The organism is Gilliamella sp. wkB7, from assembly GCF_001693435.1.
GTDB lineage: Bacteria > Pseudomonadota > Gammaproteobacteria > Enterobacterales > Orbaceae > Gilliamella > Gilliamella apicola_N.
This window is the reverse complement of the sequence record NZ_CM004509.1, coordinates 2,791,464-2,810,395: the sequence shown is the minus strand read 5'-3', so window position 1 is coordinate 2,810,395 and position 18,932 is coordinate 2,791,464. Positions and strand designations below refer to the sequence as shown.

Here is an 18,932-nt window from a genome sequence, read left to right as displayed (position 1 = left end):
ACAACACAAAATTCCCTAGGATATTTTTATTGAACTACATAAATGACAAGATTTAAGCTTGGTAAATTATTTTTATATAAAACATTTATCAAATACCTTATTCTTTTTTCTGTAAAAATGCTAAAACACCTTGAAACAATGAGATAATTATTGGGGTTATACTGTATGGTATTTGGGGTATGCAGCTGTCTGAAAAATTCCAATGAATTAGAAAATAGAAATTTATATAATCAGTTTCAAGGATGAGATTAAGATATATTGATCACTCAATAATCTATTAGAGAATATTTATAAATAGGATAAGTTTTCTAAAAAACATAAAATAAGCAAAAAAAAACTTCGCTAAAGTTATTAGCGAAGTTTTATTCTGTTAAGCAGACTATAATTTATTTCAATAAACTTTTCGCCTGATTTAAGACATTATCAATAGTAAAACCAAATTCTTTAAATAGTTGATCGGCTGGGCCTGATTCACCGAATGTTGTCATACCAACAACTTTACCGTTAAGACCAACATATTTATACCAATAATCACTGATACCTGCTTCGATCGCTAAGCGAGCCGTCACTGAAGATGGTAATACAGATTCTTTATAAGTTTCATCTTGTTTATCAAATGCATCTGTCGATGGCATTGAGACAACTCTTACTTTTTTACCAGCTTCGGTAAGTTTATGATATGCCTCAACAGCAAGTTCAACTTCTGAACCAGTAGCAATGATAATTAATTCTGGTGTACCAGTACAATCATTAAGAATATAACCACCACGATAAACATTAGCTAATTGCTCAGCACTACGATCTTGTTGTTTAAGATTTTGTCTTGAGAAGATTAGCGCTGTTGGACCATTTTTGCGTTCTATCGCATATTGCCAAGCGATAGCTGATTCAACTTGGTCACATGGTCGCCAAGTACTGACATTTGGTGTAACACGTAAACTTGCCATTTGCTCAACAGGTTGATGTGTTGGTCCATCTTCACCTAAACCAATAGAATCATGAGTATAAACGAATAATGAACGAATCTTCATTAACGCAGCCATACGGATAGCATTACGTGCGTATTCCATGAACATTAGGAAAGTTGCGCCATAAGGAATAAAGCCACCATGTAATGCGATACCATTCATGATCGCTGACATACCAAACTCACGTACACCATAGTGGATATAATTTCCATTTGGGTTGGCTAAAATCTCTTTTGAACCTGACCACATGGTTAAATTACTTGGTGCTAAGTCGGCAGAACCACCCAAAAATTCAGTTAAAGTAGGAGCAAACGCTTCAATCGCATTTTGTGATGCTTTACGTGTTGCAATTGTTGCTGGATTTGCTTGCAGTTTATTCACAAAATCTTTTGCTACTTGTTGCCAATTAGCAGGTAGATCGCCACTAACTCGACGTTTAAACTCTTGAGCTAAATCAGGATAAGCTTTAGCATATGCATCAAAACGTGCATTCCACTCATCTTCAACTTGTTTACCTTTGGCTTTTGCATCCCAAGCATCGTAATACTCTTTTGGAATTTCAAAGGCAGGATAATTCCAACCCAGTTCTTTACGTGTTGCTTCGATTTCAGCATCACCTAAAGGTGCGCCATGACTTTCGTGGCTACCCGCTTTATTTGGTGAACCAAAACCAATAATTGTTTTACACATTAACAATGACGGTTTATCGGTTACTGCTTGTGCTTGTTCAATGGCTTCTTTTAGAGCTTTAGCATCATGACCATCAATGCCACGAATTACATGCCAACCATAAGCTTCAAAGCGTTTTGCCGTATCATCAGTAAACCAACCTTCAATTTCACCATCAATTGAAATACCATTTTCATCATAAAATGCAATGAGTTTGCCTAATTTAAGCGTACCTGCTAATGAACATACTTCGTGTGAAATTCCTTCCATCATACAACCATCACCCATAAAGACATAAGTATGATGGTCAACAATGGTATGGCCTGATTTATTAAATTGCGCAGCTAATGTTCTTTCAGCAATAGCCATACCTACCGCATTAGCAATACCTTGTCCTAACGGGCCTGTTGTTGTTTCAACACCCGGAACATAACCATATTCAGGATGACCTGCGGTTTTTGAATGCAGTTGACGAAAGTTTTTAAGATCATCAATCGTGACATTGTATCCAGTTAAATGCAGCAAGCTATAAATCAACATAGATGCATGACCATTTGATAATACAAAACGATCGCGATCCGCCCAATTAGGGTTAGTAGGATTATGTTTTAAAAATCCACGCCAAAGTACTTCCGCCATATCGGCCATACCCATAGGTGCACCTGGATGACCAGATTTAGCTTTTTGCACACCATCCATACTTAATGCTCTTATCGCATTCGCTAGTTCGCGGTGAGATAAAGTCGTTGCATTCATGTTGTAATCTCCAAAATATTTTTAATTAAAAATTCCTAATCTAGCAAGTTACTATTCTCAGCAACAAATGCTGTCACCTGCCAAATTTGTTAATCAAATCGAATTAAATAATGTAAAAATGGGGAGCTAGCTCCCCTTTGTATTCTATATGCTTAAAGTAATGCACTAATCATATCTTCTAATTTGCCTTGGTCAACAGCAAAAGCACGGATACCTTCAGCAAGTTTTTCAACTGCCATGGCATCACTATTGTGTTGCCATCTAAATTCAGCCTCAGTCATCGGCGCTGGGCGATCGACTACCTGTTGATTTGGATTAAGTTTTTGTGTTACAGGGGCTGTTGATTGCTGCATTTCAGCAAGCAAACTCGGTGCAATGGTTAGACGGTCACAACCCGCTAGTGCTAAAATTTGGTCAACTTTACGGAAACTTGCGCCCATCACAATCGTTTTATAACCATGTTGTTTGTAATAATTGAAGATATTACGAACCGAAACTACACCAGGATCTTCGTCTGCAACATAAGGATCGATTGGTTTTTTAGCTTGATACCAATCATAGATACGGCCAACAAACGGAGAAATTAAAAAGGCATTTACTTCAGCACATGCTCTTGCTTGTGCAAATGAGAAAAGTAATGTCAAATTACAGTTAATTCCCTCTTTTTCAAGAATTTCTGCTGCTTTAATCCCTTCCCAAGTAGAAGCGATTTTAATTAAGATACGTGATTTATCGATACCTTTTGCTTGGTAAAGTTCAATGATACGACGTGCTTTGTCTATACAACCTTGTGTGTCAAATGATAAACGGGCATCCACTTCTGTCGAGATACGACCAGGAACAAATTTTAAAATTTCAGCACCAATATTAACAGCGACTTGATCACACGCATTAACTAATTGTTGTTCTTTACTCCCGCCCAGTTTTTTAGCGGTTTCTACAGCAGAATCGATTAGATAGCGATACTGAGGAAGTTGAGCTGCTTTCAGTACAAGGGATGGGTTGGTAGTGGCATCTTCAGGGGAAAATTGTTTAATTGAATCGATATCTCCAGTATCGGCAACAACTACAGTAAATTTTTTAAATTCATCTAATTGACTCATACTTCTTTTATCCTCTACAGCTTTTAGTTTAATAAAAATATAATAGCATTTATTCAAAAATAAAACGACAGTGCCCTATTGCTATTTCGCACACATAATAGATTAAAAAACAGACAAATATAAGGTAAAATTAAATATCGAAATGTTCTCATTGTTTGCAAATTTAATCTGCTTTTAACCAAAAAAATTCTAACTAATAGTGATTATTTACTATAAAGTTGATCATAATGGTTGATGCGCTCAACTTTAGCTGTCGAACCACCACCTTCAAATTCAGAATTTAACCATGCTTGTACAAGTTTTTTAGCTAGCTCAACACCAATTACTCTAGCACCCATTGTCATAATTTGAGCATTATTGCTCTTTCTAGCACGCTCAGCCGAAAATACATCATGACATTGAGCTGCGCGAATACCGGGTATCTTATTGGCAGCAATGGCAACACCGATACCTGTACCACAAATTAAGATACCTCGTTCATGTTTACCTTCTTTGATAGAACAGGCTACGGCATTTGCGACATCAGGATACAAAGCATTTTTTACTTGTTTGTCACTGCTATAATCCACAATTTCAATACCTTGTTTAGTCAAATAATCAACTATGCTATTTCTAAATTCAAAAGCGGCATCATCAGCGCCAATGGCTATTGGTTTCATATTATTTTACCTCAATTTAATTCAAAAAATGAACATAAGTTCATATTAATATCATTTGATATTTTGAGATATAAATTAATTCAATTATGTGATGAAAGTCTCGAAAATAAAATATTTTTTAAGAAAATATAGCAATAATTTATGCTATTAATTACAAAGAGTACTACCTAAATAGAGTATCTATAGTAAAATTTTTTACATGATTCAATCAAAGGTTAAATATAAACACATTTGAACATAATGATTTTGAAAGTGATATGACTCATTTATTTAACCAAACATAAACTATTTGCTGAGTGATATTACAACCTGAACACGTTTTGCATTGATTAGGTGTGCATGCGCTTTGATTATCCCCTATGGTAATTTGCTCAATACTTCCTTTTTTAATCCAAAAATCCAGCATTTGTGCTGTGGCACTGTTAGGTATACGAAAATGTCGGGCAATGTCTTGCAACTCGGCACGACCTTTTAATTGCACATAATCTCGAATTGAAGTTACTAGCATAATAATAAAAGATGCAGGGTTATGTCCTGCATCTTCTCCTTAATTTATGATTGAATGGTTAATTAAATAAGATGTTTTAAGGATCTGCTATTTAATAACAGCAGGATGAATTTTTAGAGTTAGATGAACTGACGGTTGTTTGATTAAAAATGGAATATCGCCCTAATATCCGCATGGTGATAATCATAATTAGCATAAATGCCCCACATCCTAAAAGCCACCAAACCGCCGATTGTGAATGTCCAATCAAAGTTGTTTGATAGTAAATTGTTGCAGATAACCAACCAATGATAAAAGTCCAAATGCCAACAAATATCATCCATCTTATACCTGCTTCACGATATACCGCCCCTAAAGCCGCAGCACAGGGAGTATAAAGTAATATAAAAATTAAATAAGCTATGGCGACCGATGGCGTAATAAAGGAATTTTTAATTTGTGATACTGCTGTCGAATCCACAGCTAAGTCGGATTGTAATGAGTCAATATCATCATTAACAGTAGATAACCCCAAAGGATCTAAAACAGCATCAGACAAATCAACTAGATTTTTAGGAATCGTTTTAAGTGCATCTAAAATCCCTTGCGATAAATTAAATGATTCAGCCTGTTGTGTTGTATCCGTATCATCCATAGAATAAAGCGAGTTTAAGGTGGCAATAACCGATTCTTTGGCAAAAATACCCGTAAAAATACCAACGGTAGCAGGCCAATTCTGTTGATTAATACCCATTGGGGCAAATACTGGTGTAATCTTTTGACTAACTACAGATAGCATAGAATCTTGTGAATCTTCATGTCCAAACGTTCCATCTCGTCCCCATGAGTTAAGCAAACTCAAAACAGTCACCATGATTATAATGGCTTTTCCTGCTTTGAAAATGAAATTTTTCAGACGTTGCCAAGATAAACTGAGCAAACTGCTTAAAGTAGGAATTCGATATACGGGCATCTCCATAATAAACGGCGTAATCGAACCTTTTAATAAAGTAAATTTAAGCACAAATCCTGTGATAATTGCCACTGCGACACCTAACATATACAAACTGAAAACGATAAATGAAGCATGTCTAGGTGCGAAGATAACCGCAAACAACGCATATACAGGCAATCTTGCTCCGCACGACATAAATGGAATCATACAGATTGACATAATGCGATCGCGCGTGCTTTCTAATGTACGTGTTCCCATAATTGCTGGCACACCACAACCAAAACCGACTAACATGGGTACAAATGCCTTACCCGGCAAACCGATACAGCGCATACCACGATCGACAACCACTGCTGCCCTTGCCAAATAACCCGAATCTTCTAAAAATGACATACAGAAAAACATTGCCCCAATTACAGGTATGAAGGTTGAAACAGTTTGAATACCGCGCCCGATACCATTGGCCAAAATGGCGATAAGCCAGCTAGGAGCCTGTATGGTTTGCAGTACATGTGCTGTACCATCCACAAACAACGTGCCACATAATCCATCAAAAAAATCAACAAATACTGACCCAAAATTAATCGACAACATGAACATGATATACATTGTTAACAAAAACAGTGGAATACCTGTAATGCGTCCTAAAGTAATTTTGTCAAGCATATCAGAAAAGCGAACATTTAATTCACGAGGCTTGTCAATGACCGTTTTACAAATCGCATCAATCGTATCATAACGTGCAGATGCTAGCGCTACATCAATTTCGTTATCGCACCATGCTGAAAGTGACAGACGACAAGCTGTTAGCTTTTCACTCTCAAGTTGGGTCAAATTGTAGTGTGAATCATCTAATAACACATCTTGCAACTGCCATGGGTTAAATCGACGTAGTTCACAGTCTTCTGGTAATTCATTAATATATCCATCAATAATAGCTTGCTGTTCATCCCCCAACAAATTGATTGAAGGATTAGCTACTTGGGAAGATACTGTCATCGCTTCAATTTGCTGATACAGTGTTTGCAATCCTATTTTTTTACTTGATGATATCGCCACCACTGGACAACCCAGCAATTTAGATAATTTTGCAACATTAATCTGTTCACCCATTGCTTTAACAGCATCCATCATATTAAGCACAACGATCATAGGCAATTGCAAATCAACTAATTGACAGGTCAAATATAAACTGCGTTGCAAATTAGTCGCATCAATAATATTGACTATCATGCAATCATCTTCACTCAAAACAAACTGCCTTGCAATTAACTCATCTTGCGACACGCATAATGGATCGGATTCAATTGAATAGGTTCCCGGTAAATCGACAATATCGTATTGTTTCTGATTATAGGCAAACAGACCTGTTTTACGCTCGACAGTAACGCCAGGCCAATTTCCCACTCTTTGTTTGGCACCGGTCAACAAATTGAATAATGTTGTTTTGCCACAATTTGGATTACCAATTAGCGCGATCTTCATGCTCCGACCTCTAACACTTCGATAAAAGAAGCTTCTTGGCGGCGTAAGCATAATAAAAATCCACGCATATTAATCTCAATTGGGTCACCAAGTGGCGCAGTCCGTACTACCTCGACTTTACAACCCGGTGTAATGCCCATAGCCAGTAATTTACGACGATAAGGTAACGATTTAGGTAAAAATCTAGAAATAACCGCCTCACGCCCTATCGGCAAGTGGTTAAGAGTTAAAGATGACATCATACTTCCTACGTTTATTTAGCTTATTTATTTTTTTCGCACAAATTAAAATGCGAACGATTCGCAATATTAATACACATTAATGTAGAAAAAAACAAATTTTCATGTAAAAAATGGAAAGAATGGTCAAATAATGGGGGTAATTAGAAAATTTTCAATTATTTTTGAATAAAAATGCAGACTATCTTCAGAAAAAACGATTTTAACCTCTTTTTTAAGGTTGGTGAAATTATCACCCGTTAATCCTATTAAGTATAATAAAACTAAATCAGAACGGATATTCCCATTAATCATCCTAATTGCTGATAATTACTTATAGCTGATATAATCTTTTAATATATTAAAGAAATGGATCACCTCAATTATGTATATCATCTATGGTATTAAAAACTGCAACACAATGAAAAAAGCGTTTACTTGGCTTGATGATCATCAAGTTCAATATCAGTTTCATAATTATAAAACCGATGGATTATCGGCTGACCTGCTCGACACTTTTTTACAATTAGTTGATTGGCAAAGTTTACTTAATACGCGCGGTACAACATGGTGCAAATTAGATGAACAAGTTCGTGCCCAAATTAATAATGCACAAGCCGCAAAAAAAATTATGTTAGACAATCCATCCATTTTAAAACGTCCTTTACTGATCGATGGTAAGCGTGCTTTGTTAGGATTTTCTGACGAGAGTTATTCACAATTTATTTCGCAATCAAAATAAGAACAAAACTATGATGAATGAACCTGTTATTGCGCTGACTACTGCGCTTATTGCTGAAAAATCGATAAGTCCTGACGATAAAAACTGTCAAAAAATAATTATCGAACGTTTAAAAAAACTTGGATTTACCATTGAAGAAATCAATATTGGGCAAACCAAAAATTTGTGGGCTTTTCATGGTGTTCGTAAAAGTAAAACACTGATGTTTGCAGGTCATACTGACGTAGTGCCCGCAGGTGATGAAACTAAATGGCTTTATCCGCCTTTTACGCCAACCATTGATGAAAATGGTGTACTGTACGGTCGTGGTGCAGCAGACATGAAAAGTGGCGTCGCGGCTATGGTGTGTGCAGCAGAAGATTTTATTAAAAACAATCCTGATCATCACGGCTGTGTGGCTTTTTTGTTAACGTCTGATGAAGAAGCTGACGCAACCGATGGTACCGTTAAAGTAGTCGATTTATTAATCAATCGCCATGAACGCATTGATTATTGTATTGTTGGCGAACCTTCAAGCGATACCTTACTTGGCGATCAAATTAAAAATGGGCGCCGTGGCTCATTAACTGCAAATTTAGTCGTGCATGGTGTGCAAGGTCATGTTGCCTATCCTCATCTAGCAGATAACCCAGTGCATCGTTTTGCTCCTGCTTTAAATGAATTGGTCAGCACAATTTGGGACAATGGCAATGACTATTTTCCACAAACCACCATGCAAGTTGCAAATATCAATGGCGGAACAGGAGCAGAAAATGTAATACCTGGCGATCTGAGTGTTCAATTCAATTTTCGCTATAGCAGTGAACTTACCGACACACAAATTAAAGAACGTGTTGAACAGATTCTTCAAAAGTATAATTTAAAATATACTTTAAATTGGCGTCTTTCAGGTCATCCTTTTTTAACCCCACAAGGCGAGCTAACCAATGCCGCTGCCAATGCCATTAAGGACATTACGGGAACAGATACCCGCCTCTCGACCAGTGGTGGGACATCAGATGGGCGTTTTATTGCTAAAATGGGGTGCCAAGTCATTGAGCTTGGTGTGGTTAACAAAACTATCCATAAAGTCAACGAAAATGCCCGCTGCCAAGATATTATTAATTTAACCGCAATTTATAGACGTATTTTAGAGACTTTATTACTGGTGTAATTAAGCCCGTTTCACTTATCTAAAAGGAGATAATATGGCATGGCTTAAAGATTATTGGTGGATTATTTTAATTATCTTAATTGGAATTTTTATCAACGGCATTAAAGCACTGAATCGACTGAGTTATAAAAATTATCTGGAAAAAAAGAACGGGATAAAACCCATACCTTACAGCGATGATGACGACGATTGGCCGTCATCAAATAAATCAAACAAATAAACTAAGCGTTACCGTAAATCTTGGTTGGCACTTTCAAATACAGCTTGATGACGGTAACGATCTACCCACATTGCTGTTGCACCACAGACAGCAATGGGCATCACAATCAAATTCAGCAGCGGTACCATAGTAAAAAAGCTAACTAAACCACCAAACATCAGATTGTCGACTTTGTTTTGCTTTAAAAGTTCACGCATACGGTGGAACTTAATTTTGTGGTTATCAAATGGATAGTCCGCATATTGAATGCTGATTTGCCAAGCAGTAAATAAAAACCATACCACTGGCGTAACTGTTTGTCCAATGACAGGGATAAAATAGGTAAGTAAAATAGGAATAGCCCATAATAGATAATGACCTAATTTTTGCAGCTCACGATTTAATATTCGCGGTAAATCTTTAATTAAGCTCATCCATGTTGTATCGGGTGCAGACATACCTGTTAATTGTGCTTCAACTTGTTCAGCTAATATTCCATTAAAAGGAGCAGCAATAAAGTTAGTCACCGTACTGAAAAAATAACAAAATAAAATCACAAGCGTTAGGATTACAATAAATACAATGATGTATCCTAACCACTGTAACCAGCTTGGTACATAAGACAACCCCCAATCGACCATGCCACTGAGAACGGTAAAAAACCAATAAAACAGCGCCGACATTAATACAATATTGGCAAGTAGAGGTAAAAAAACAAATTTCTTAATACCTGGACTAAAAGCTAACGACCAACCTTTAAAAAAATATTCAAACCCATTTCTAGCTTGATGATTTTTCGGGCGTGATTCCGTGTGGGAATGTCGATGCTGGGTATTATTATCTATTTGATTAGACGTCACATTTGGTTCCTTTTTATTTACAAGTCAGTCAATACCTCAAGTAGGCATAAACTGGTAATACATTAATACATAGTTTTAAATAAACAGTGCGATATTTTAAACATACCGCCTACTAAGCTCAATAATGTTTAATCATCTTTACTGGCTATTTTATTTACTATTGCATTATTTTAGTGTTAAAGTCCGTTGATTATTTGCCAACCAAGTTTTAACTTCATGTTTGATGGCTTGCATTAAGGCATTTTTTCCCGCTAATTGATAACGATTAATAACATCCATCTGATTATTTTTGCTATCAATTAAGGCTGATAACATCGGCAATGTTAAGTATTGCTGATGTCGATGTGCATAAAGATTTAATCGACAAAGTGCAGGATAAGTCGCTTCAAATGGACGATAGTAATCACAAAAACCAGCTAATTCACAACAGTCTTGTGCAGTTAAGGATTGATTATTATCAAAAGTAATCATATCGTTAAATGGTAATTCGATAATATCTTTAAGCCAGCGAGCATTGCGCACAAGTTTCTGTTGCAATTGATCAGATAATTCCTGTCCTAACTGGGTTAAAGGTTTAATCGCCATAACTGAATAACTTCCGCTACGGGTCTCTTTATGGCTACTAATGTGCACCAAATTAAACCCACATGCCATCCAAAATTGATAATTAGGCTGACTGTACGCAAAGCTTACCGATAAATAATCGATATTTTGGTGATACGCTTCATCGCATATCGCTTGTACGAGTTTTTTAGCAATATGTTGTCGACGATAAGAATCAATCACCGCAATGCGATTGATGCGTACAGAGCGTAATTTGGCTGCCAGTTTTTCACCTGCATGAGCGACTAATGATTGCGCAACTAAATTACCCTTAGGACGACGCGTACCAAGCCATACTTGCTCAATGAGTGAATCGGATAAATTGCCTTCATTTAACGTAATTGCCGCAGCGATCTGTTGAGTTGTTATTGGATGATTTTGGGACAAGTCATTATTGACCGTTGCTTGCCAAACCGATAAATTTTGCGCATCAAAAAGGCGTCGTAAATCGACTAATGTGGTTTGATAATGAGCACCTTTTAAAAGGTAAAAGATCGTTGTTAATGCGTTTATATTATGTCGATCGAGTTTACTGTAATTTATGGATGAATCAATTGCTATTTGGTTTTCATTCTTTTCCAATATTCCATTTAACAATAACCGATCGCAAAATAACTCTAATTTGTCACCCGTTTGCCAACGGATAGGGTTATCAAGATAAAAAAACTGATATGATCTATTTTCGAGCAATTTTAATAAAAAACCCTGCCCTGTACCTTCGTATCCTTCAACAGTGGTAGTGAGTAATACTCGACTGTTTTTAGCCTTAGCTAAATGCAGTAATTGTTCAAGCATGGGAAGCGGTATCATAGCAGCTTCATCAATAATTAAATGATCAGCAAAATCGTTTTGTTGCCAAGCGATTAACTCATCAGGTGCATAAAACGGAGTGTTTGGGTTAGCAAAGACAAAAAAGCTATTGAGTGCTGCTTTATTCGGTGCAGTTACAATACAGTTCTTGTTATGACTAAATAACCCTGCCAAAGCCGATTTACCACGACCGCGTTTAGCAATAACGACATTAATCTTTTGTTTACTGTTCAATAATTTTTGTAACGTTACTTGCTGCTGAGTTAAATCGTAAGCTTGAGTGTCGATGTCTGACCATTTTAATAATGGCAGATTACTGTGTGATGATAAGACAGTGTGCTCAATTGCTATATCAAATTCTGCAAGTGTTTTTAACAAATGATTTACAAAATTCGGCACAGTAATGGGGGTATTGGCTTCATTCCAGCGTAAACTATCTTGGTCTTGCCAAGTTTCAAGTTGCTTCGGTAATAATAAAATCAGCAGACTGCCTTTAACCAATGTACCCGTTAACATTGCAAACGCATCAAGATTAAATCCTATTGTCGCATCAAATATTGCATGCAGATACTCTTGCCCTAATAGCTGTTTGGTTTTAGTAGGTAAAAAAGTATTTGGCAAAAAGTCAGGCACATTTGGCTGACTGGTAACGGTTATCCAATCGCCAAAATTTGTCGTTATGGTGTGATTAAGTTGCTCAAATAATTGTGTTGCTTCACCCTGTAACACCCATAATGTTCGTGTGCTTTTAAGGCATGACATGAGTTAATTTTTACCAATCAACAATGACAATATGCCAGCGGCAATGAGAGGTCCCACAGGAACGCCTTTAAAAAAGGCCACACCTATAAGTGTGCCAATGATTAAACCATTAACAATGGTAGGATGAGCACCAATTAACGATATGCCACGAGTACCTAACCATGACACTAAAATTCCCACAGCGATAGCAACGAGAGATTGCCATGTCGTGAATGATTTTAAAATATCAGCGACTTTTAATGAACCATCGGCTAACGGAACCATCATAGCAGCAGTTAGGATTACAATCCCAATAGTTAAACCATATCTATTCAAAAATGGAAAGTAAGCCGCTAACGGTGTAAGTTTAAACATTAGCAGTAAAAGTACTGCAAAAGTCACTGTGTTATTATGAGTTAAATAACACAGTGCTGCGAGACCTAAAAGTAGAAAAAAAGAAATGTCAAACTGCGCAAACATTACAAAGGAACACCAATTCGTGTTGCCACTTCTTCATAAGCTTCAATAACTCCACCCAAACCTTGTCGGAAACGGTCTTTGTCCATTTTTTTTAATGTCTCTTTTTCCCATAGACGGCAACCGTCAGGTGAAAACTCATCACCTAAAGTGATTTCCCCTTTGAATAACCCAAATTCAAGTTTGTAATCAACTAAAATTAAACCTGCTTTATCAAATATATCTGTCAAAATAGTGTTAATTTTGAAACTGAGTTCTTTCATAGTGGCTAATTGCTCGTCTGTCGCCCAACCAAAAGCCTTACAATGAGATTCATTGACCATAGGGTCATGCAGTGCATCATTTTTTAGGAATAATTCAAACGTTGGAGGATTCAGTACTTTACCTTCTTCAACACCTAAGCGTTTAACTAAAGAACCTGCAGCACGATTACGAACGACGCATTCAACAGGTACCATATCGAGTTTTTTTACTAAAACTTCGTTGTCCGACAACAAGGCTTCAACTTGAGTTGGTATACCTGCGTCACATAGTTTAGTCATAATAAAATAGTTAAATTTATTATTGACCATTCCTTTACGATCTAACTGCTCAATACGTAAACCATCAAAAGCAGAAGTATCATTACGAAATTCCAATATTAATAACTCAGGGTTGTCTGTTGCGTAAACAGTTTTTGCTTTACCACGATAAAGCTCATCCAACTTTTTCATGTTTATAACCTTATATCAATTTGCCAACAAATAATTAAGGAGCTAAGCGCTCCCTAAATTCAAACTCATTGCTACTATTTTTGCTATTACTTTTTTAAGCATAAAAAGCAACTGTGTATCAGTTTATAGCTAAGATCGAGTCATAAAAGCTACAAATTTGAAACCACACTATGAATTAAAGTTATTGTGAATTAGAAAGTTATTAATTTTCAAATCCACAAAATAAAACTGTTTTATCATTTTCCGCGGATCTGATCTTTAAGATCTTCTTTAATCCTTTTCATGGACTCAGTATCTTTATCAGCTTCTTTTTTCGCTTCATTCTCGTTCGAGTCTTTCACTTGTGGTTCTCGAAAAGATTGTGGAGCAATATCATCCATTAACGAATTAAATAAACCGACAACATAACGCTGAACTTCAAGTGGTTGTGAAGAGATATCTTCAGCACCACGAGCTAACGAATCCAAGCTAAGAGTAATAGTTTGGGTATCACCAACAATTTTTCGTTTAAAAACAAACGACGCTTCCGCTGTTTGGGTTTCATCTGCTTGAACAATAAAAGCTTTGCTTGTTTTTATAGTGAAATTATCACTGCTACTAATAGGAATATTTTTATTATTTAAAGTATTTGGAATTTTATTCCATACATCAGCGCTGAGCGGTGAATTAAAAGTAACGACACCATTATTATAAATAACAAAGGAATCAGAAATGGTTGGAATAGGTACAACAGGTGCTCGAATATCAACTTGTTTACCCAAATCACCTTTGGAGTCAATTTTATTAATATAAAAATCAGCAGTTTCTGCTGGTATTGTCATACCCTTTGGAACAATTAAAGGCTTTAAAGCAGGTGAGTTTAAATAATCTTCATTACCATCAATTTCGCGCTTATAATTTTGATCACTACCACACCCTACAAGAAATAGAGAAATGATAGTAGTCAAAATAGCGGTTTTTCTTAAGACATAATTATGCAATATAGTTTTATCAAACATAGATATCTGCTTTTAAATTAATAGTTGTATGAAAATAAATTACAGTAAATTAGCATTTTTTAATGCTTGCTCTACCGCTGGAATTGAAGATTCAGACAGCGATATCATTGGTAAACGGATTGTACCATTGTCTATTAAACCTAATCGAGTACACGCCCATTTCACTGGTGTTGGATTTGGCTCAATGAACAAATTGTTGTGGAGTGCTAATAGACTGTCATTTACCGCTCGTGCTTCTTGAATTTGATTATTTGCAGCTAATTTACAAACTGTTGCAACCTGTTTTGCTGCAACATTAGCAGTAACCGAAATGACGCCATCTCCCCCTAAAATCATAAAATCTAAGAAAGTTGCGTCATCACCACTTAAAAGTTTGAACTGATCACCGACTAATCTTCGAGTTTTATAAACACGAGAGAGATCACCAGTAGCATCTTTTAAAGCAACAATATTTTTAATTTTTGACAAACGTCCGACTGTCTCTGGTTTAATATCACTACTAGTACGACCAGGTACATTGTATAGAATTTGAGGTAATTCGGTACTTTCAGCAATGGCTTTAAAGTGCTGATACATACCTTCTTGAGTTGGTTTATTGTAATAAGGAGCCACAGTTAAACAACCAATTACACCAATATTTTCAACTTTATTAGTCAATTCAATTGCTTCTTTGGTTGCATTTGCGCCTGTTCCTGCAATGATATTAATACGACCATCAGCATAATCGATAGTGCGCTTAATAACATCAATATGCTCATTATGATCGAGCGTTGCTGATTCACCAGTTGTTCCAACAGAAACAATACCTGATGTACCATTAGCGATATGATATTCGACCAATTTTTTTAAGCTTACGTGGTCTACATTTCCTTTTGAATCCATTGGTGTAATAAGGGCGACCAGACTTCCTGTAAACATAAAATGACCTCTCATATTATCTGTTTTCAAAACAGCTTTGAAGATTATAAAAACTACGAATAAGTATGCGTTATTTCTAAGTTAAATTCAACTTTTGTTACGCTGGATTATCGATATCGACAAAAATACATTGCAACCCATAGTGACTTGCCAACCACTCCCCTAATTTTTTTATGCCATAACGTTCTGTAGCATGATGACCCGCTGCATAAAAATTAATACCATATTCACGGGCAATGTGAATAGTGCGTTCGGATACTTCACCCGTAAAAAAAGCATCACAACCAAGTTGAGCTGCTTGCTCTATAAAATCTTGTCCACCACCACTGCACCAACCAATACGCTTAATGATTTGCGGTGCATTATCACCACAAAACAACACTTGGGGCATACCATCATGTAATGCTTGCTCTAACTGTTGTTTAAACTGTATAGCTGTAATGGGATTGTTTAAGGAGCCTGTGAACATCAAATCAGTTATATCATCATGTTTATCAACCTTGATATCCAACAAATTTGCCAGTTCAACGTTATTACCCAATTCAAGATGACCATCTAAAGGCAAATGATAACTGAACAAATTAATATCATGTGACAAAAGCGTTTTTATTCGTCGATATTTTATACCCGTAATGGTTTGCGGTTCATTTTTCCAAAAAAAACCATGGTGTACCAGCACGGCATCAGCTTGCAATTCCACAGCTTTATCTAACAATAATTGACAAGCTGTAACGCCTGTAACAATTTTCTTAACCTCATTTCGACCTTCTACCTGCAATCCATTGGGTGCATAGTCTCGGTATCGACTTATTTGCAATTCATTATTAATTATTTGTTCAAGTTCATTGCGAAGCATTTTATCTATCTTATTAAAAGGAATTATAGTTAATAATTATAATCACTTTTACCAATTATCTCACCAACATATTTTACTCGCTGTCCTTAAAGTATTTAATACCCCTGGCATTTACAAAAATACTAAACATTTGTTTATTGATAATATTGCTAAATTATAAAAGTTTATTTAGACTTAACACTGTGTCAAATTATGCTGTTTTATGTACATTCACTAAAAGGATATTATTGTGCCATTTTTAGGAATTGGATTAAGTAGCGCTATTGCATTATTTTTTATATTCCATGCAATTCGTACTCAACAGGATAGGTATTGGATTTGTATAATATTTATGGTGCCATTTTTGGGCAGTTTGATCTATTTTGCCGCCATTTGTTTACCTAAGTTACGCTCTACGCCGGTTGGTTACCAAATTGAAACAAAACTACGTAAAACACAGGATCCTGAGCGTGAATTATATGAAGCCCAAAAAAAATATGAAGCATCACAAAACTCCACCACACGAATCAATTTAGGCAAAGCGTTGGTTGACAATAATCGAGCTGATGAAGCTTTGACATACTACCAACAGGCATTAACTGGTAATAATGCAACCTCACCTGATATTTTGCTGCAATATGCTTATGCGTTATTTATGGATCATCAGTATACTAAAGCAAAAGAGACATTAAATTTTTTACGTGAAAAAAATCCTAATTATAGTTCTGATGAAAGTCATTTACTCTATGCTAGAGTTTTGGTTTCACTTAACGAAAGAGAGCAAGCTAAAAAAGAATTAGAAACTTTAATTAGCTATTTTCCGAGTTTAGAAGCAATTTCATTTTACTTACAGACCTTAATTGGCTGGAACCAAATTGATAAGGCAAATCATGTGTTACTAATCATAGAGCATCGTTTAAGTTACCTACCCAAACATACCAAACGTTTAAATGCTCAATGGATTAAAAATATTGAACAATCTAAACAAAAATTGAATCAATTAAGCAAAGGAGTGAATTGATTTAGCAAATGTGTGTCTATATGTTTGTCTTAAGAAAGCGCTACAGTAAAGGTAAAACTAGGCGAATACATTAAAAACTGGCATAATAATTTTCATTTTTTAACAAATAAGATAACTATTGTGCCAAACGCAAAATTATGTGAACGTTTTCGGGGTTTTTATCCTGTAGTGATTGATATCGAAACATCTGGTTTCGATCCAAAGCAAAATGCAATTTTAGAAATCGCAGCCATTACGTTAAAAATGAATAAAGATGGCTGGCTTGAGCCTGATCAAACCTTGCAATTTAATGTCAATCCATTTGCAGATGCAATTTTAGAGCCTACAGCCTTGGCATTTAATGGGATTGATCCAAATAATCCTTTACGTGGCGCAGTGGATGAGAAAATTGCAATTGAAGCAATTTTCAAAATGGTTAGAGCGGGTATTAAAGCAAACGATTGTAACCGTGCGGTAATTATTGCTCACAATGCTCACTTTGATCATAGTTTTTTAATGACAGCTGCAGAGCGTGCAGGAATAAAACGTAATCCATTTCATCCATTTGCAACTTTTGATACCGCATCCCTATGTGGGTTAATATTTGGACAAACAGTTTTGGCTAAAGCTTGTGAAGCGGCAAAAATCCCATTCGACCATAAGCAAGCCCATTCAGCACTCTATGATACCCAAAAAACAGCTATTTTATTTTGTGAAATTGTCAATCGATATAAACGGTTAGGAGGATGGCCGCTTGCTGATTTACCAGCACAAGCACAGTTAGATAATGAGTTGAATGGCGAACAATTAAGCCCAGAATCTGACCAACAAACCGAATAATAAAAAGAGCGCATACGCGCTCTTAAATAACCTTTGAATCTAACTAAGTTAAGTTGAGAAACTATCCTAAATTGGATGCTTTTCCGCGGTTTCTTTAATTAACGTTTGCAGTTCACCAGTTTGGAACATTTCGATCATAATATCACATCCTCCTACTAATTCACCTTCAACCCATAATTGTGGGAAAGTAGGCCAATTAGCAAATTTTGGTAGTTCTGCACGAATGTCAGGATTCTGTAAAATGTCTACATAAGCAAACGGCACGCCACATTGAGATAAAACCTGCACTGCTTGAGCCGAAAAGCCACAACTTGGCAATTTTGGCGAACCTTTCATATATAAAAGAATAGGATTTTCAGCAATCTGCTTTTTGATTTTATCAAGTGTTGTCATTTCTTCAGTCGTCATAAACGTTTTTCCTTGGTAATTAATTGCTAGCCTATTATCTTAACGTAGATTATCCGCGCTTAATACCGATAATAAGCAATTTTTTTGACCTATAACAAGATATTAAATAAATATATATAATTATCAATCACTATTCAACACGAGAGTGGATGTTTTTCAACCAAAAGTGTAAAAAGTTTTTTTAAAATCCCATAAATAATAGATATAAATATAATTTTTTATAAAAATAATTCAGTAGTTTATACCTTTTCAGATTCTTTTTTACCCAATTAAATACTTAATTAACTTTCACGTAACTAAACAACACAAAGAAATGCCCTATATTGAAATTGATG

19 protein-coding genes are annotated in these 18,932 nt (G+C 35.8%); 5 read left to right on the top strand and 14 right to left on the bottom strand.

Going from position 1 to position 18,932, the window contains the following annotated elements; translation table 11 throughout:
- Positions 1-386: 386 nt before the first annotated feature.
- The 6 genes from tkt to A9G17_RS12370 form a co-directional block, all read right to left on the bottom strand.
- Positions 387-2,393 (bottom strand): transketolase, encoded by a 2,007-nt coding sequence (gene tkt / locus A9G17_RS12395; RefSeq protein WP_065738982.1) that lies wholly within the window; start codon positions 2,391-2,393, stop codon positions 387-389.
- Between the two features lie 152 nt (positions 2,394-2,545).
- Positions 2,546-3,496: a transaldolase gene (gene tal, locus A9G17_RS12390; protein ID WP_065738981.1), complete on the bottom strand. Its 951-nt coding sequence runs from the start codon at positions 3,494-3,496 to the stop codon at positions 2,546-2,548.
- Positions 3,497-3,699: 203 nt separating this feature from the next.
- Positions 3,700-4,155, bottom strand: coding sequence for a ribose 5-phosphate isomerase B (gene rpiB, locus A9G17_RS12385; protein WP_065738980.1), 456 nt, complete (start codon positions 4,153-4,155; stop codon positions 3,700-3,702).
- Positions 4,156-4,417: 262 nt separating this feature from the next.
- Positions 4,418-4,663, bottom strand: a complete 246-nt coding sequence (locus A9G17_RS12380; protein ID WP_065738979.1) for a FeoC-like transcriptional regulator — start codon at positions 4,661-4,663, stop codon at positions 4,418-4,420.
- 91 nt (positions 4,664-4,754) lie between these two features.
- Positions 4,755-7,082 carry a Fe(2+) transporter permease subunit FeoB gene (feoB, locus tag A9G17_RS12375; RefSeq protein ID WP_065738978.1) on the bottom strand — a complete coding sequence of 776 codons (2,328 nt, stop codon included), beginning with the start codon at positions 7,080-7,082 and terminating at the stop codon, positions 4,755-4,757.
- A complete protein-coding gene (locus A9G17_RS12370) occupies positions 7,079-7,321 on the bottom strand; it encodes a FeoA family protein (RefSeq protein ID WP_065738977.1) in 243 nt (80 codons plus the stop codon). The genes feoB and A9G17_RS12370 overlap by 4 nt, the downstream gene beginning before the upstream one ends.
- Before the next feature lie 364 nt (positions 7,322-7,685).
- On the opposite strand from A9G17_RS12370, the gene A9G17_RS12365 reads away from it, so the two are divergent.
- From A9G17_RS12365 to A9G17_RS12355, 3 genes are read left to right on the top strand one after another with little or no spacing between them, the layout of a single operon-like run.
- Positions 7,686-8,042, top strand: a complete 357-nt coding sequence (locus A9G17_RS12365) for an ArsC family reductase (protein WP_065738976.1) — start codon at positions 7,686-7,688, stop codon at positions 8,040-8,042.
- Positions 8,043-8,055: 13 nt separating this feature from the next.
- Positions 8,056-9,195: a succinyl-diaminopimelate desuccinylase gene (gene dapE, locus A9G17_RS12360; RefSeq protein ID WP_065739174.1), complete on the top strand. Its 1,140-nt coding sequence runs from the start codon at positions 8,056-8,058 to the stop codon at positions 9,193-9,195.
- Positions 9,196-9,229: 34 nt separating this feature from the next.
- Positions 9,230-9,415 carry a YpfN family protein gene (locus A9G17_RS12355; RefSeq protein ID WP_065738975.1) on the top strand — a complete coding sequence of 62 codons (186 nt, stop codon included), beginning with the start codon at positions 9,230-9,232 and terminating at the stop codon, positions 9,413-9,415.
- Between the two features lie 8 nt (positions 9,416-9,423).
- Here A9G17_RS12355 and cysZ read toward each other — a convergent pair whose 3' ends face one another.
- The 7 genes from cysZ to A9G17_RS12320 form a co-directional block, all read right to left on the bottom strand.
- Positions 9,424-10,254 carry a sulfate transporter CysZ gene (cysZ, locus tag A9G17_RS12350; protein ID WP_218059731.1) on the bottom strand — a complete coding sequence of 277 codons (831 nt, stop codon included), beginning with the start codon at positions 10,252-10,254 and terminating at the stop codon, positions 9,424-9,426.
- Between the two features lie 165 nt (positions 10,255-10,419).
- Positions 10,420-12,429: a GNAT family N-acetyltransferase gene (locus A9G17_RS12345; protein ID WP_065738974.1), complete on the bottom strand. Its 2,010-nt coding sequence runs from the start codon at positions 12,427-12,429 to the stop codon at positions 10,420-10,422.
- A 3-nt stretch (positions 12,430-12,432) separates the two neighbouring features.
- Complete coding sequence (locus tag A9G17_RS12340) at positions 12,433-12,888, bottom strand: DUF441 domain-containing protein (protein WP_065738973.1); 456 nt, start codon at positions 12,886-12,888, stop codon at positions 12,433-12,435.
- On the bottom strand, positions 12,888-13,598 hold the full coding sequence (purC, locus tag A9G17_RS12335; protein WP_065738972.1) for a phosphoribosylaminoimidazolesuccinocarboxamide synthase: 711 nt from the start codon (positions 13,596-13,598) through the stop codon (positions 12,888-12,890). Before purC ends, A9G17_RS12340 begins: the two co-directional genes overlap by 1 nt.
- A gap of 236 nt (positions 13,599-13,834) precedes the next feature.
- Positions 13,835-14,596, bottom strand: coding sequence for an outer membrane protein assembly factor BamC (bamC, locus tag A9G17_RS12330; RefSeq protein WP_065738971.1), 762 nt, complete (start codon positions 14,594-14,596; stop codon positions 13,835-13,837).
- A 39-nt stretch (positions 14,597-14,635) separates the two neighbouring features.
- The gene (gene dapA / locus A9G17_RS12325) at positions 14,636-15,514 is read right to left on the bottom strand and encodes a 4-hydroxy-tetrahydrodipicolinate synthase (RefSeq protein ID WP_065738970.1); all 879 of its coding nucleotides are present in this window, start codon (positions 15,512-15,514) and stop codon (positions 14,636-14,638) included.
- Positions 15,515-15,611: 97 nt separating this feature from the next.
- Entirely contained in the window at positions 15,612-16,370 is a 759-nt protein-coding gene (locus A9G17_RS12320; RefSeq protein WP_065738969.1) for a Nif3-like dinuclear metal center hexameric protein, read from the bottom strand.
- 229 nt (positions 16,371-16,599) lie between these two features.
- On the opposite strand from A9G17_RS12320, the gene A9G17_RS12315 reads away from it, so the two are divergent.
- Both A9G17_RS12315 and rnt read left to right on the top strand, forming a co-directional pair.
- A complete protein-coding gene (locus A9G17_RS12315; protein ID WP_065738968.1) occupies positions 16,600-17,370 on the top strand; it encodes a tetratricopeptide repeat protein in 771 nt (256 codons plus the stop codon).
- Between the two features lie 120 nt (positions 17,371-17,490).
- A complete protein-coding gene (gene rnt / locus A9G17_RS12310) occupies positions 17,491-18,189 on the top strand; it encodes a ribonuclease T (RefSeq protein ID WP_216354785.1) in 699 nt (232 codons plus the stop codon).
- A 66-nt stretch (positions 18,190-18,255) separates the two neighbouring features.
- On the opposite strand, the gene A9G17_RS12305 is transcribed toward rnt, so the two are convergent.
- A complete protein-coding gene (locus A9G17_RS12305) occupies positions 18,256-18,582 on the bottom strand; it encodes a Grx4 family monothiol glutaredoxin (protein WP_038518280.1) in 327 nt (108 codons plus the stop codon).
- Positions 18,583-18,932: the final 350 nt, after the last annotated feature.